Source organism: Vibrio mimicus CAIM 602, assembly GCF_000338875.1.
In the GTDB taxonomy this organism is placed as follows: domain Bacteria; phylum Pseudomonadota; class Gammaproteobacteria; order Enterobacterales; family Vibrionaceae; genus Vibrio; species Vibrio mimicus.
Genome location: NZ_AOMO01000036.1, coordinates 34,048 through 47,754 on the forward strand (window position 1 = coordinate 34,048; position 13,707 = coordinate 47,754).

The following is a 13,707-nucleotide window of genomic DNA, read 5'->3' on the forward strand; positions in this document are numbered from 1 at the left end:
GTGATTAACGTACAACACATGTTATAGCGTGTTTTGAAGAATCATGCTGCTGAGTGAAGCACATTTGACCGATTGTGAACATGTAAAATGTGAAAATGGCAGCGAAGGTTTTACTCGCTGCCATTATGAGTGGATGGGGAAAGATTAACTCTCCAAAGTAGGGAGGATTCGGCTCAGTTTATCGAGCGTTTCTTGGTATTCGGAGGCGCACTCGCTATCCGCCACTAAACCGCCGCCCGCCCAAGCATAGAGCTGTTGCTGATAAGCCACGAGAGTGCGAATGGTGATGCTGGTGTCCATTTTTCCATGGCGACTGAGATAACCAATCGAGCCGCAATAAGCGCTACGTCGATGGGGCTCAAGCTCCTCAATAATTTCCATCGCCCGAACTTTGGGCGCGCCAGTAATGGAGCCGCCGGGGAAACAAGCACGTAGCAGATCGGCCAGTTCATAGTGTTCATCGAGAGTTGCGCGAATCGTGCTCACCAGATGGTGCACAGCAGGAAAGCTCTCCACATCAAACAGTTTAGGAACATGAACACTGCCCGGTGTAGCCACGCGACCAATGTCATTACGCAGCAGGTCAACAATCATCAAGTTTTCCGCTTGATCCTTTTCCGCCATAGCTAAATCTTGCATTAACGCTTTATCTTGCTGGCTGTCAGCACTACGGGGGCGAGTGCCTTTGATCGGTTTGGTTTCAATCACCCGATCTGCCACTTGCAGAAAACGTTCTGGAGAGACGCTTAAAATAGCGCCTTGCGGTAGACGCAAAAAGGCGGAGAAGGGCGCTTGGTTGCCAGCTTCCAATTTCAAATACGCTTGCCATTCACTGCCGGTGTAATGAGCCTGAAAGCGCTGCGCGAGGTTGATTTGATAACAGTCTCCGGAACGCAAATACTGCTGTACTCGGGTAAATTTATCTTGGTAGGCGGCATAACTCATATTGGATCGCCAATGTGAAGTCAGCGCAAAATCTGAAGTATCTGCTTGGTTCGCCACTTGTTGTTGGCTTAGCCAAGCCCAAGCATCCTCAACGCCTTCACCGACTAACTGCGCCGTCTGTTTTTGATGATCAACGACCAGCGCCCAAGGGTAAATTCCCACCGCCATATCTGGCATGGCAATGTCCTGTTCTGCTAAGGTCGGAATGGTTTCAACACGTCGCCCCAAATCATAAGCGAAATAGCCAAGCGCACCGCCGATAAAAGGCAATTCATGTGCACAAGAACGTTCTGGCAAGTAGTGTTGCTGAGCTTGTGCCAGTAATGTAAAGGGATCTTCTCGTGACAATGTCACGCTATTCTGAGTGCTGATTTCCGTTTCATCACCAAAGGTCACTAAAGTGGCTAAAGGATTGGCGACCAGAATATCAAAGCGGCTATCCATATGAGTGGTAGAAGCGGAGCGCAGCAGCATCGCCCAAGGTTGCTGTTCAATGTGCGTGAAAAATTGTTTAGCAATATCAGGGTGATAAGTTAACTGTTTGTGTTCAATTGACAAAATTTGGTTGTTATTCATTTGTGTAATTTGTGACAGAGAAACCGTTCATTGCGTAGCATCGCGGGGAAACCAAGAGTATCATAAAAATCTCATACAAAGCTGCTACTTAAAGAGTGAGAGTCTTCTTCTGTTCTGGAAGCGGTTGTTCACACTAGTCGCAGTACACGGAAGCATAACAATAACGAGGCAAGCAATGACGGTAATACGCAAGCAAGATGTGATCAGCAGTGTTGCTGATGCGCTGCAGTACATCTCCTACTACCACCCATTAGACTTTGTAAAAGCCCTAGAAAAAGCCTACCAACGTGAAGAAAGCCAAGCGGCGAAAGACTCGATAGCCCAGATCCTGATCAACTCTCGCATGTCAGCGGAAGGACACCGCCCAATTTGTCAGGACACAGGTATCGTTACTTGCTTCGTGAACATCGGTATGGGTGTGCAATGGGACTCTACCGATATGACAGTGCAGCAGATGGTGGATGAGGGCGTGCGCCAAGCGTACACCAACCCAGATAACCCACTGCGTGCCTCGGTATTGATGGACCCTGCGGGCAAACGCATCAATACCAAAGACAACACCCCAGCTGTGGTACACATCAACATGGTGCCAGGCGATAAAGTGGATATTCAAATTGCGGCCAAAGGTGGCGGCAGTGAAAACAAAACCAAGATGGTGATGCTCAACCCGTCAGATGATATTGCGGAATGGGTAGAGAAAACCGTGCCGCTTATGGGCGCGGGCTGGTGCCCACCGGGCATGCTCGGCATTGGTATTGGCGGTACTGCCGAGAAAGCAGCGGTGCTGGCGAAAGAAGCCTTGATGGAACACATTGATATTCATGAGCTGATCGAACGTGGTCCACAAAACGCTGAAGAAGAGCTGCGTCTAGATATTTTCAACCGTGTGAATAAGCTTGGTATCGGCGCACAAGGCCTTGGTGGTTTGACCACTGTGGTGGATGTAAAAATCAAATCTGCGCCAACTCACGCGGCGTCAAAACCTGTGTGCCTAATTCCGAACTGTGCGGCAACGCGCCATGTGCATTTCACTCTTGATGGCAGTGGTCCTGCGCAGCTAACACCCCCTAAGTTAGAAGACTGGCCCCAAATCACTTGGGAAGCGGGCGCGAATACGCGCCGTGTGAACCTTGATAACATCACCCGTGAAGAAATCCAAACTTGGAAAACGGGTGAAACCGTACTGCTGTCTGGAAAGATCCTAACCGGTCGTGACGCAGCACATAAACGCATTCAAACCATGCTGCAAAAAGGCGAGAAACTGCCTGAAGGTGTGGATTTGAAAGGCAAGTTTATTTACTACGTTGGCCCAGTGGATGCGGTGGGAGATGAAGTGGTTGGCCCAGCAGGCCCAACAACCTCAACGCGTATGGATAAGTTTACCGACATGATGCTTGAAGAAGTGGGCGTCATGGGCATGATTGGTAAAGCAGAGCGTGGCCCAGCAACCGTGGAATCGATCAAGAAACACAAAGCCGTTTATTTGATGGCGGTTGGCGGTGCCGCTTATTTAGTGGCGAAAGCCATCAAGAAAGCTCGCGTGGTCGCGTTTGAAGACCTTGGTATGGAAGCGATCTACGAATTTGAGGTTGAAGATATGCCAGTCACTGTTGCCGTGGATTCAACTGGCGCGAATGCGCACCAAATTGGCCCAGATACTTGGCGAGTAAAAATCGCTGAAGCCGCCAAGTAAAGGGTTTCATCCCGTTCTTTAATCGAGACACTTGGCAAAAAAATGACAAAGGTGCAGCGCAAGTTGCACCTTTTTAATATTACAATTCATCCCGTTATCGATACGTCAGGAGTTATCATGCCTCGTTTTATTCAAATTCTACAAATTATTATTGCGGTGGTGATTGGTGCAGTGGTCGGTTATGACCTCATTCTGCATGGCATCAGTATTTTCAATGAGAAATACGTCACCATTACCTGCGTCCTGTTTGTGTTGCTCGAAATCGCTCTGTTTGTGATCTACAAACTGATTGAAGAAGATTAATTTCTCCTCATCACCTCTATAATCTGAACGATCCTTAAACACGGTAGAGGTGAGTTATCTACAAAAACTCCTCTAGATCCCTACGCTGGAAATGGCGGGAGCATTTACCCAGACAACTTGAAGTTGCAGCTTATACCGCTGCAGCTTCAAGTCGGAAGGGCTATTCATCTCACATTAAGCTTGAGTTTATTAAGCTGTGCTAAATCCTAATTTGGAGTAAAGAATGCAGCGAATTCGTCAAGAAATGAGCGATTTTATCCATCGCGGTATGGATTCTCATGTGCGTTTGGCCGTGACGGGGCTTTCTCGAGCGGGCAAAACCGCCTTCATCACCTCGCTGGTTAATCAGCTATTACACACCTCCACCCATCAGAATTTGCCGCTATTGGCTGCGGGGCGCGAACAGCGTTTTATCGGCGCTAAACGTGTGCCACAAACCAACATGATGGTGCCACGCTTTGCTTATGATGAAGCGCTGATGCAACTGCAAAGCAGTCCTGCACAATGGCCAATTCCAACGCGAGATGTGAGCGAAATTCGTTTGGCGATCAAATACAAGCCGAAAAAACGCAGCAAAAAATTATTAACCAGCAGCGCGACTCTGTATCTCGACATCATCGACTATCCCGGAGAGTGGTTGCTCGATTTACCGCTCTTGGAGATGGATTACGCAACCTGGTCAGCACAGCAATTCAATGCCCTGCATGGCTTGCGCAAAGAACTCGCAGCGCAATGGTGTGAAGCCGTTGAGCAGCTTGATATTAGCCAAGAAGCCAATGAGCAAACCTTGGCGGAAATTGCTGCACGCTACACCGACTATCTGCATCAATGTAAAGCCAATGGGTTACATTGGGTGCAGCCGGGGCGATTTGTGTTGCCCGGAGAGCTGGAAGGTGCGCCTGTGCTGCAATTCTTCCCATGTCATGCGCCGCAAGATTCTGTGAGCAAACAGAGCTATTACGCTTTGCTGCAAGCGCGCTATCAGGAATATCAAAACAAGGTGGTGAAAGCTTTTTATAAGCACTATTTCGCGACGTTTGATCGCCAAATCGTGTTGGTGGACTGCCTATCGCCACTCAATGTGGGGCACGAATCGTTTCTGGATATGCGCAGCGCCCTTGAACAGATCATGCAAAGTTTCCGTTATGGTCGCAGCGGGTTACTCAGTCGTCTGTTTGCGCCGAAAATCGATAAAGTTTTGTTTGCCGCAACCAAAGCTGATCACGTGACACCAGATCAGCATGTCAACATGGTTTCTTTGTTGCAACAGATGATTCATCCTGCTTGGCAACATGCAGCGTATGAAAATATTGAAATGAACTGCATCAGCATGGCCTCTGTACGTGCCACGCAATCGGGCTACATCATGCAGGGAGACAATAAGGTTGCGGCGATTCAAGGTGTGACGCTGGAAGGTGAGTCGATCACGTTATTCCCCGGTGAAGTACCGCGCAAATTGCCAGAACCCGAGTATTGGCAGCGAAAGTCGTTCGATTTCACTGCGTTTCGCCCGTTGCCAACCGCCAATGATGAGCCGTGTCAGCACATTCGGGTTGATAAAGCCCTCGACATTCTGATTGGAGATAAACTGCGATGAGCGATCTCAAAACCAAACAGATTTTTAATGAGCCGCTGCAAGGCAGTATTGAAACGCCGACTTTCACGGCTCAACAGCAATTCAGCGCACAAGAAAAGTTTGTGCCGATGAGTGTTGAAGAACCGACAGAAGAGCTGGAAGCACAGATTGATACCATTATTCGCCCTAGTAAAGGGCGCAAATGGTTCGCGGGTGGCTTGTTTGCTGCGTTCAGTGGTTTGGTGGCATGGCAGGCTGTCGATAGCGTAGTTCAAGCCATTCAAAGCGCTGACTGGCTCAGCCTAGGTTGGGCGGGGTTTGTGAGTGCTTTGGCGACATTAGGCCTAGGTGCCATCGGAAAAGAGTTGTGGAAACTGCGCCGCTTACGCCAACACTTTAGTGTGCAAGAGCAAGCTCAAGCCTTGATGGAGAAAGACGCGGTAGGACAAGGCCAAGCCTTTTGTCAGCAGATCGCCAAAGAAGGTAAAGTTGATAAACAGGGTTACCAGCGTTGGCAATCTGCGCTCAATAGCAGTCACAGTGATGCAGAAATCATAGATTTATACGATGCGTTGGTGGTCGCGGAGCAAGATAAACAAGCCAGCCAAATCGTAACCCGTTATGCCACAGAAGCCGCGGCATTAGTGGCGATTAGCCCGCTAGCGATAGCTGATATGTTGCTGGTGGCTTGGCGTAACTTTTCCATGGTGGATCAACTGGCAAAAGTTTATGGCGTTGAACTGGGTTACTGGTCACGCGTGAAGCTGTTTAAAGCGGTGCTGTTGAACATGGCGCTAGCGGGAGCGAGCGAATTGGCCGTGGATGCCAGCGTTGATCTGTTTTCGATGGATATAGCAGGACGTGTTTCTGCTCGAGCAGGGCAAGGTGTTGGGGTAGGGATTCTGACCGCGCGTTTGGGCATTAAAGCCGTGGGTTTGCTGCGTCCACTGCCATGGCATCCTGATCGCCAACTCAAACTGAGTGCGGTACGCAAGCAAGTGGTCAGTAAAGTCGCGGCCTTGCTAGCGAAATAACCATTCATTCTCGGAAACAGCGATCCGTTATAACGGATCGCTTGACGCCGATCTGGGCTTGGTAGAAACTACTGTCAACTTTTCGTGACACTTTCAAACAGGATCCTAATAAAGTGCGTCTTGAAGTCCTATGTGAAGACCGCCTCGGTCTGACCCGCGAGTTACTGGATATTCTCGCCTCTAAAAGCATCGATTTGCGAGGGATTGAAATCGATGTGATCGGCATTATTTATCTCAACTGCCCCGATATCGATTTTGAAACCTTCAGTGAATTGATGGCGGAAATTCGCCGCATTCCTGGGGTAAAAGATGTGCGGAAAATTCAGTTTATGCCGATTGAACGGCATAACACTGAGTTGATCTCACTGCTCAATAATCTGCCGGATGCCGTACTGGCCATCAACCTCAAAGGCGCTGTTGATATGGCTAACCACGCTGCAGCAGCACTGTTTAATCGTGAAGAATCCAACATGATTGGTCAGCAAATATCGGCATTGATGCCGGTATTCAACTTCTCGCGTTGGATTGAAGGCAGCAAATCACGCCTACGTGAAGAAGTGGTGTTGGACGGCTTGGATTACGTTATGGAGATCATGCCGGTCTACATTTCTGGTGACTCCAAGCAATCGACTTTAGCCAGTGCGATGATGATTTTGCGTGCTGCGACTGTTGGATTAAGCAGCACAACTCAGATCCCGCTACAAAGTAACTTAGGCTTTGAGCATTTTGTCGGTGTCTCGAATCGTCACAAGAGTCTAATGAGCCAAGCGAAAAAACTGGCCATGCTTGATCAGCCATTACTGATTGAAGGGGAAACGGGTACGGGCAAAGAGATGCTTGCCAAAGCGTGCCATAACCGTTCGGATCGTTCTTCTGCGCCATTTTTGGTTCTGAGCTGTGCTTCGATGCCGGATGATGTGGCCGAAACGGAGTTATTTGGTCATGCTCCGGGATCCTTTAATCATCAGCAAGGCCATAAAGGTATTTTTGAGCAAGCCAATGGCGGCACCGTATTTCTTGATGAAATTGGTGAAATGAGTCCACATCTGCAAATTAAGCTGCTGCGCTTTTTGCAAGATGGCACCTTCCGTCGAGTAGGGGAAGAGCATGAAATTCATGTGGATGTGCGTGTGATCGCCTCGACTCGTTATAACCTTGCGGATTTAGCTGAGTCACGTCGTTTCCGTGAAGATCTGTTTTATCGTCTTAATGTTCTGACTTTACGCATTCCACCACTGCGTGAACGCCCAAGCGATGTGCAGCCGCTGCTCGAGCTATTCATCACCAAACACTGTAATAAGCTTGGCATGATCAAACCTAAGGTCATGGATGATGTCTTGGACAAATTGAGTCAGTATCAGTGGCCGGGAAACATGCGCCAACTGGACAATATGGTGCTGCGCGCCTTAACTGAAATTGATGGGGATGTTTTAAGCATTGAGCCGTTCCACTTGCCGCAAGTTGATAGTGTCAGTTCAGCGCCTAACATCAACCTTGATGGCTCGCTCGACGACATCATGAAGGAGTATGAATCACAGGTATTGGATCGCCTGTTCCAATCCTTCCCTTCCAGTCGTAAGTTGGCGAAAAGACTTAACGTTTCTCACACGTCGATTGCGAATAAGTTGAGGGATTATGGAATAAGGAAGCGCTGATGAATGGAATTAACAGCGATGGTCACTTCTATGAAACCGATGGCGAAATAGTAGTGCGTTGCGCACAAGTGGCCGATGCCGAACGTTTGAGTCAGTATTTTATCGATAATCAGAGTCACTTGATTGAGTGGGAGCCGAAACGTGAAGCCGAATTTTTCACTGAAGCTGGTTGGTTACAAAGACTGATCAAGCTGCATGAGCTGCACAAAATGAAGCTCGGTTACTATTTGCTGATCATCGATGCGCAAACTGATGCCATGTTGGGAACCATTTCGTACAGCAATATTATTCGCTTTCCATTTCATGCTTGTAATGTGGGTTATTCGCTGGCGTATGATGCACAAGGCAAAGGTATTATGACCCGTGCTTTACGTATGGCCTGCCAACATATGTTCGCTGAGCACAATTTGCATCGCATTATGGCCTCGTACATGCCGCACAATAAGCGCAGTGAAAATGTGCTCAAGCGTGTGGGCTTTGTGTTGGAAGGTCATGCCAAGGACTATCTGCTGATCAACGGTAAGTGGGAAGATCATAATCTTACCTCGTTGACCAATCCAAATTGGAAGGAATAACCATGTCAGAACGTTTAGCACAACAGATGGCTCTGTTGATGGAACTCGATCGCCTTAAATCCGTGTTGCGCCGAACCCGAGTGAAAAGCGCTGGTGGACGTTTAGAAAACAGCGCCGAACATAGCTGGCATGTCGCTCTAATGGCGATTTTGATGCAAGAGTACGCGAATGAAGCCGTCGATATTAAAAAAAGTGCTGACTATGCTCTTGCTGCATGATGTGGTTGAAATTGATGCAGGCGATACCTTCGTGTACGATTCTGCGGCTTCAGCCGAGCAGGAAGAAAAAGAGTGGCAAGCCGCGCTGAGATTGTTTGGTATGTTGCCGAAAGAGCAAGGCGATGCCTTATTGGCGATTTGGCAAGAATTTGAAGCGGCACAGAGTGCCGAAGCCCGTTTTGCGAAAGCGTTGGATCGCCTCATTCCCATGTTGTTGAACTATCATAACCAAGGCCAAAGTTGGCAAGAACATGGTGTTACTCGTGAGCAAGCGCTGACGGTGAATCGCAAAATTGAAGATGGCTCCCAAACCCTTTGGGAGTATGCAAAACATATTATTGAACAAGCGAGCCAAAACGGCTGGTTGAAAGTTTAAGGAAACTCAATGTCTTATTTGCCTTTGGAGCAATACCAAAGAAAATGGATTTTTACCCATGCGTCAATGCCAGTTCCTGAGGCCGATCTTGCACAGATCAAGCCGATGGAGCCACTGCGTGCGGCGCAGTTTTGGAAAGAGAACATCAGTGACATGAGCCCAGACGCCGAGCGTTTGAGCTCACAAGACTGGCCACGTAAAGCGGATAGCTGGTCAGGTGAAACGGGCTGGATGGCAGAGTGGGAAAGTGATGACCCAGAACTGCCGGAAGCACTGGCTGCTCATCTGCCATGGCAGGATGATGTGACGGTTTATTTCTGTTACGAGAAATACAATGTACTGGAAACCAAATGGTCGGTATTTAAACGCCATTGGAAAAACTTCCTGTTTTACGATGATGGCCCATTCCTGCTTGGCCGCAGACGCAAAGAAGCGCTCTGGTTTAGCAGTGAAGGTAAAGTGAAATTCGGGCAGCGCCCATAAAAAATCCGGCTTAGGCCGGATTTTTACTCTCTTTTATTCACAGTTGCGCGCTTGGCATTGAGTACAGCAAAGGTGTTTATTCTTGCGTGACTTTTGCTGGTGCTTTGGCTGCAGAGAGGGTAGAACCCATTGACGCGGTGATGATCATGAAAATGGCTAGCCACTGAGTCAGTTGTAAGGTTTCACCCAAAATCGCCAGTCCGGCCATTGCCGCAATCGCAGGTTCTAGACTCATCAAAACACTGAAATGTTGTGTTGAAAGTCGGCTTAATGCTGCCATTTCTAAGCTATAGGGCAGGGCGCTCGACATTACCGCAACCAGCAGCGCCATAGGCAGAATCGACCAACTAAAAATTGATGCCTCGGCCAATTGAGTCGCAATCGGGAAATAGATCACCGCCGCCACGACCATACCAATAGAAACGGTTATGCCGCCAGAGCCTACGCTACCCGCACGTTGCCCGAACCAGATATAGCCTGCCCAGAAGCCACCTGCAATTAATGCCAGTGCGACGCCAATCGGATCTAACGCATCGACACTATTCATATCCGGCAATAAGAACAAGATACCGAGAATGGCTAACGCTACCCAGATCAAATCTTTCTTTCGCTTGGATGAGAGTAAAGCCAGCAGTAGTGGGCCTGAAAATTCTAAGGCGACACCGATACCTAGCGGAATACGTTCGATAGCGAAGTAAAAACTGAGCTGCATGCCGCCTAAGCTCGCTCCGTAAATGATCATTGAACGCCATTGAGGCCAGCTTAAACGTGCCCGCCATGGGCGAAAAATTAGCACCAAGATGATTGCGGATAAACTGATGCGCAGTGCTACTGTGCCGCCGGGGCCAACTAATGGAAACAACTGCTTAGCGATCGATGCACCAGATTGAATGGTGATCATAGCCGCAAGCAAGCTAAGAATAGCAATGAGTAATGGAGATTTAATAACGGGCATAAATACCTAAATATGCAGCAGAAAATGCTGCTTGATTATGCCGTAAAAAGTGAGAAGGAGATAGGTGGACGTAAGCGTCCACCTTAATTTAGGTGCTTATGCCGTTCCCGAATAAGATTGCAGTGTTGTAGGCTGCAACTTTATTTTCTTTGGGCTAGGTGATGTGGCATTACTTAACGTAAAAACGCGGGTTGCTGTTACCCCATACGGTGTACAGTTCAGGGAAAATCAGTTCCGCATTATTTTCCATTTCACTTACCGCAATGCTTTGGTTTTTCTGTTGACCAAACAGAGCAACTTCTTGACCCGGTAGCACACCTTTAATGTCGGTGACATCAACCATAGTGGTGTTCATTGAAGTTACACCAACCACTTTGGCACGTTGACCGTTGATCAGAACTTCTGCTTTGTTGCCCATTTTGCGTGGGTAACCATCTGAATAACCGACAGGCAGGTTAGCCAATACACTGTCACGGCTAGTGGTAAAGGTACTGTCATAACCTACAGTTGAACCTTTCGGTAGCTGGTGTAGCGAAGCAACACGTGTTTTGAAAGAGACAATTGATGGATATTCAGGGTTAGTTGGCAGATCGCCGTACAGCACACCACCCGGACGCACCATGTCCAGTTGCGCTTCTGGAACGTTCAATGCGGTATAAGAGTTAGCCACGTGTAGCGTAATGTCTTCACGTTTCAAATTAGCTTGTTCCATTAACCAAGCCGAGTGTTGTTTGAAGCTCGCCAATTTGGTACGCACTTCATCCGCATCATAGTTCGGGAAGTGAGTCATAATGCCGACAATGTTCAATGAAGGTTGAGTTGCGATTGATACCGCTTCTTTTTTGCCCGCCTCAGTGGTCATGTCGATACCATTACGACCCATGCCACCATCATTCAATGCCATGTGAACTTTGACGGTTTTACCATTCTTTTTCGCCAACTCTGCAAGTTCCATTGCTTGTTGGTGAGTACCAATCAGCTCTTCGATGTTCAGATCTAAAACTGCTGACATTTCACCTAGGCTTGCTGAACGAACGCGGATCAGTTCACCTTTAAAGCCGCTTTCACGCACTGCGCGTGCTTCTGCATTGCTTGCTACGCCAACACAAGGAATACCTTGCGCAATAATGGTAGGCATTAAACCACGAATACCGTTGCCATAAGCGTCAGCCTTCATGATGGCGCAGATTTTGGTATCGCTGTTCATGTGTGATTTGAACTGCTCAATGTTACTTTGGAATTGGCCTAGGCTAATTTCCAACCATGAGTTGTTCTGTTGAACTTGGGCAGCATCCGGTAAAACGGTATCAATTTGCAAAGGTGCAGCGGAGAGAGAGAAAGAAGGCAAGGTGGCTGCGATAGAAAGAGAAAGCAGCGTAGCTTTAAAATACATAGTATCTCCTGTTGTTATCATTAATGATGTATTTAGGAAAAACGCCCCCGAAATCGGGGGCGTTTGGGGATTAATGAATCTTGAATCGGCGTAACGTCTCTTGCAGTGTTACGGCCAATTGACTTAATTCGTGACAAGCTTGTGCGGTTTGCTGTGAGCCTTGAGCTACTTCTTGAGATGCCATGTGAATATTTTCAACATTGCGGCTCAGCTCATCGGCAACGGAATCTTGTTCGCTACAGGCGCTGGCAATTTGAGTGCCCACATCGGCAATGTTGGCAATCGACTCTTCGATAGAGGTCATTAAAGACTGAGAGTGAGTGCCTTGTTCAACACATTTATCAATACTTGAGCGAGAACGCTCCGTTGCATCTTTGGCTTGTTTCGCCATTGCTTGCAGTTTTTCAATGATAACGGTGATTTCGCCCGTGGAATCTTGTGTGCGACCTGCCAAGGTTCTTACTTCATCGGCAACCACCGCAAAACCACGACCAGATTCGCCGGCACGTGCCGCTTCAATGGCCGCGTTAAGTGCTAATAGGTTTGTTTGGTCTGCAATGCCGCGGATCACATCGACAACCACGTTAATTTGAGTGGATTGCTGTTCTAGTTCACTCACCGTTTCACCCGCTTCGCCGATGATGTTGGCAACCTGTTGGATTGAGCGCACCATAGAGGCGGTTTCACGAGCACCTTCTTGCGATTTGCTATTGGCAGCCATGGCTTGGCTTGCAGAATCTTCCGTGTTGCGTGCCACATCAGCAACTGCCGCTTTCATTTGCGTCATTGCGGTAGCCACTTGAGTGATCTGGTGTTGCTGCTCTTTCATGCCTTCAGCAGATTGGTTAGAAATTTGCGTCATTTCTTCAACGGCGCTGCTGAGCTGAGTCACAGCAGCGATGATTTCATCGATCAACTGACGCAAGTTTTGTTGCATCTGATCAGAAGCATCGGCGAGGGTGCCAAGTTCATCGTTACCGATCGATTTACGATCCATAGTTTGTGACAGGTCGCCTCGGGCAATGGCATTTGATTGCTTCATAACAATCATCAAAGGACCACAAATCATTCTGGTTAACACGAGCGTCATGATCACCATGATAACCAAGATGGCAAGGTTGCTGGCGATAGACGTGGAATTGAGCGTTTTAACCGAATCTAAAATCTGAATTTTGTTGTTGTCCATCGCTTGGTGAAGAATACCAATCAGCAACGTGAAATCACTTTCTAGGGCTTCAAAAGTCGATAGCGAGTTCGCCAGAATGGGGTAAGCTTGGTCGGCTCCTTGGGTCAAAAGGGTTTGGTTAAATTTGTCTGTGACCGCGATGTAGGAGTTCCAATTGCTCATCAGGCGCTTGAAGGTTTGTTCTTCTTCCCCAGGCCAAACGGTTTTTCCGTAAGCGATCAATGAGTCATTGATCTCGGCTTGAACACGGTTATTGCGTTCAATGGTCTGTTTGACTTGGGCGGCATCATTAAGAGGCAATACGGCAAATTGGGTTCGACGCCAGTAGGACATTTTGTCTTTTATTGCATCGACGTTTTCCATTGCCGGTAGGGTATCGTCGGTATAATTGAGTAATTCAGATTGGATTCGGTCCAGTTCTGAAATGAGATAAATGGCGAATCCTAGGCTAATTACTGCAATGACCGAAAAAGAGACTGCAATTTTTTTGCCTATCGACAAATTTTTTAGAAACATGAATGTTTTACCTTTGATTGATTTCATTCATAGTCGCGTGACTCACAACATCCTTATCTGCATCTGCGACAAAGTTAAGTACGTCTCAAAACTGAGGCATACTATCATTTCAATTGTCAGTTGACGACTCTTATAGATAAAGTTAGCAAATGCTGCAGAAATCGCAGATAAATTTATATTTTTGTTTCTACTCATATTGGCTAGCTCATTGAACAATGAACTA

At 47.7% G+C, this 13,707-nt stretch carries 11 protein-coding genes and 1 pseudogene; 8 read left to right on the forward strand and 4 right to left on the reverse strand.

Going from position 1 to position 13,707, the window contains the following annotated elements; genetic code table 11:
• Positions 1 to 144 precede the first annotated feature (144 nt).
• Entirely contained in the window at positions 145 to 1,521 is a 1,377-nt protein-coding gene (pabB, locus tag D908_RS07490; RefSeq protein WP_005525183.1) for an aminodeoxychorismate synthase component 1, read from the reverse strand.
• A gap of 175 nt (positions 1,522 to 1,696) precedes the next feature.
• Here pabB and D908_RS07485 point away from each other — a divergent pair, with 175 nt between their 5' ends.
• From D908_RS07485 to D908_RS07455, 8 genes and pseudogenes are all read left to right on the forward strand, one after another.
• On the forward strand, positions 1,697 to 3,214 hold the full coding sequence (locus D908_RS07485; protein ID WP_000216107.1) for a fumarate hydratase: 1,518 nt from the start codon (positions 1,697 to 1,699) through the stop codon (positions 3,212 to 3,214).
• A gap of 117 nt (positions 3,215 to 3,331) precedes the next feature.
• Positions 3,332 to 3,517, forward strand: coding sequence for a hypothetical protein (locus D908_RS07480; protein WP_005525185.1), 186 nt, complete (start codon positions 3,332 to 3,334; stop codon positions 3,515 to 3,517).
• A gap of 223 nt (positions 3,518 to 3,740) precedes the next feature.
• A complete protein-coding gene (locus D908_RS07475; RefSeq protein WP_005525187.1) occupies positions 3,741 to 5,114 on the forward strand; it encodes a YcjX family GTP-binding protein in 1,374 nt (457 codons plus the stop codon).
• A complete protein-coding gene (locus D908_RS07470; protein ID WP_005525189.1) occupies positions 5,111 to 6,127 on the forward strand; it encodes a YcjF family protein in 1,017 nt (338 codons plus the stop codon). The genes D908_RS07475 and D908_RS07470 overlap by 4 nt, the downstream gene beginning before the upstream one ends.
• A 113-nt stretch (positions 6,128 to 6,240) precedes the next feature.
• Positions 6,241 to 7,782, forward strand: coding sequence for a transcriptional regulator TyrR (gene tyrR, locus D908_RS07465; RefSeq protein ID WP_001235502.1), 1,542 nt, complete (start codon positions 6,241 to 6,243; stop codon positions 7,780 to 7,782).
• Complete coding sequence (gene rimJ / locus D908_RS07460; protein ID WP_001013343.1) at positions 7,782 to 8,357, forward strand: ribosomal protein S5-alanine N-acetyltransferase; 576 nt, start codon at positions 7,782 to 7,784, stop codon at positions 8,355 to 8,357. Before tyrR ends, rimJ begins: the two co-directional genes overlap by 1 nt.
• A gap of 2 nt (positions 8,358 to 8,359) precedes the next feature.
• A pseudogene (locus D908_RS0119565) lies at positions 8,360 to 8,951 on the forward strand (HD domain-containing protein).
• Positions 8,952 to 8,960: 9 nt separating this feature from the next.
• Positions 8,961 to 9,434: a DUF2947 domain-containing protein gene (locus D908_RS07455; RefSeq protein WP_000121071.1), complete on the forward strand. Its 474-nt coding sequence runs from the start codon at positions 8,961 to 8,963 to the stop codon at positions 9,432 to 9,434.
• A 76-nt stretch (positions 9,435 to 9,510) separates the two neighbouring features.
• Here D908_RS07455 and D908_RS07450 read toward each other — a convergent pair whose 3' ends face one another.
• The 3 genes from D908_RS07450 to D908_RS07440 form a co-directional block, all read right to left on the reverse strand.
• Entirely contained in the window at positions 9,511 to 10,389 is an 879-nt protein-coding gene (locus tag D908_RS07450) for an EamA family transporter (RefSeq protein ID WP_001144062.1), read from the reverse strand.
• Between the two features lie 169 nt (positions 10,390 to 10,558).
• The gene (gene alr / locus D908_RS07445) at positions 10,559 to 11,782 is read right to left on the reverse strand and encodes an alanine racemase (protein ID WP_005525191.1); all 1,224 of its coding nucleotides are present in this window, start codon (positions 11,780 to 11,782) and stop codon (positions 10,559 to 10,561) included.
• 70 nt (positions 11,783 to 11,852) lie between these two features.
• Positions 11,853 to 13,484: a methyl-accepting chemotaxis protein gene (locus D908_RS07440; RefSeq protein WP_005525193.1), complete on the reverse strand. Its 1,632-nt coding sequence runs from the start codon at positions 13,482 to 13,484 to the stop codon at positions 11,853 to 11,855.
• Positions 13,485 to 13,707 lie beyond the last annotated feature (223 nt).

Bases quoted from the DNA above. Each gene is read 5' to 3' on its own strand.
- pabB (WP_005525183.1), bottom strand. From the start codon at position 1,521: ATGAATAACAACCAAATTTTGTCAATTGAACACAAACAGTTAACTTAT.
- D908_RS07485 (WP_000216107.1), top strand. From the start codon at position 1,697: ATGACGGTAATACGCAAGCAAGATGTGATCAGCAGTGTTGCTGATGCG.
- D908_RS07480 (WP_005525185.1), top strand. From the start codon at position 3,332: ATGCCTCGTTTTATTCAAATTCTACAAATTATTATTGCGGTGGTGATT.
- D908_RS07475 (WP_005525187.1), top strand. From the start codon at position 3,741: ATGCAGCGAATTCGTCAAGAAATGAGCGATTTTATCCATCGCGGTATG.
- D908_RS07470 (WP_005525189.1), top strand. From the start codon at position 5,111: ATGAGCGATCTCAAAACCAAACAGATTTTTAATGAGCCGCTGCAAGGC.
- rimJ (WP_001013343.1), top strand. From the start codon at position 7,782: ATGAATGGAATTAACAGCGATGGTCACTTCTATGAAACCGATGGCGAA.
- D908_RS07455 (WP_000121071.1), top strand. From the start codon at position 8,961: ATGTCTTATTTGCCTTTGGAGCAATACCAAAGAAAATGGATTTTTACC.
- D908_RS07450 (WP_001144062.1), bottom strand. From the start codon at position 10,389: ATGCCCGTTATTAAATCTCCATTACTCATTGCTATTCTTAGCTTGCTT.
- alr (WP_005525191.1), bottom strand. From the start codon at position 11,782: ATGTATTTTAAAGCTACGCTGCTTTCTCTTTCTATCGCAGCCACCTTG.
- D908_RS07440 (WP_005525193.1), bottom strand. From the start codon at position 13,484: ATGTTTCTAAAAAATTTGTCGATAGGCAAAAAAATTGCAGTCTCTTTT.